The sequence below is a fragment of the Lepagella muris genome, assembly GCF_004793975.1.
Lineage (GTDB): Bacteria > Bacteroidota > Bacteroidia > Bacteroidales > Muribaculaceae > Lepagella > Lepagella muris.
Genome location: NZ_SRYB01000092.1, coordinates 1 through 405 on the forward strand (window position 1 = coordinate 1; position 405 = coordinate 405).

Consider the following 405-nt stretch of genomic DNA (forward strand, 5'->3'; position numbering starts at 1 on the left):
GAAGTTGTCTAAACTATTTTGATTTGTGAATTTTTTTAAGGAAAATAACGATGAAGGCCAGATAATTCCAACCTTTCCAACTGGAAACGGTTGTGTCGAATCGTGTGAGGATGGACTTGAAGCCATCCATCCAGGCGTTTGTTCTTTCCACAATCCAGCGTTCACTGTACATCTGCTCATCGAACAGATATTCGTCTTCAGTCTCTCCTCCATTTCTTCGGTTAGGGCATACGTTGGAAATGACATTGTGACTGTCAAGTGCAGTACGGAGACTCTTCCCGTCAAAGCCGGCATCAAGATTGCAGAAAAGACCGTCAGTACGGATGCTCGCTTCCCTGAGCTGCTGCATAAGTTCGTCTATCCTCTTTTCAATCTCATAAAGGTCAGCATGGTTGCCGCTCTGCG

The 405-nt window shown here is 45.2% G+C and carries 1 protein-coding gene; it reads right to left on the reverse strand.

Annotated features, from left to right (window positions below):
* Positions 1-13 precede the first annotated feature (13 nt).
* A partial coding sequence (locus tag E5331_RS20130) for a transposase (protein ID WP_168355331.1) occupies positions 14-405 on the reverse strand: 392 nt, incomplete at its 5' end.